We start from the raw sequence: 426 nt of genomic DNA on the forward strand, positions 1-426 counted from the left end.
AGCAGTGGGGAATCTTGCGCAATGGGCGAAAGCCTGACGCAGCCATGCCGCGTGTATGATGAAGGTCTTAGGATTGTAAAATTCTTTCACCGGGGAAGATAATGACTGTAGCCGGAGAAGAAGCCCCGGCTAACTTCGTGCCAGCAGCCGCGGTAATACGAAGGGGGCTAGCGTTGCTCGGAATTACTGGGCGTAAAGCGCGCGTAGGTGGTTCGTTAAGTTGGATGTGAAAGCCCCGGGCTCAACCTGGGAACTGCATCCAAAACTGGCGAGCTAGAGTACGGTAGAGGGTGGTGGAATTTCCTGTGTAGCGGTGAAATGCGTAGATATAGGAAGGAACACCAGTGGCGAAGGCGACCACCTGGACTGATACTGACACTGAGGTGCGAAAGCGTGGGGAGCAAACAGGATTAGATACCCCGGTAG

At 54.2% G+C, this 426-nt stretch carries 1 rRNA gene; it reads left to right on the top strand.

What is annotated here, in order from left to right:
* Positions 1-426: ribosomal RNA gene (locus HH110_RS19235) — 16S ribosomal RNA — on the top strand; the annotation flags it as partial.

The sequence above is a fragment of the Stenotrophomonas sp. SAM-B genome, assembly GCF_013387485.1.
GTDB lineage: Bacteria > Pseudomonadota > Gammaproteobacteria > Xanthomonadales > Xanthomonadaceae > Stenotrophomonas > Stenotrophomonas maltophilia_AA.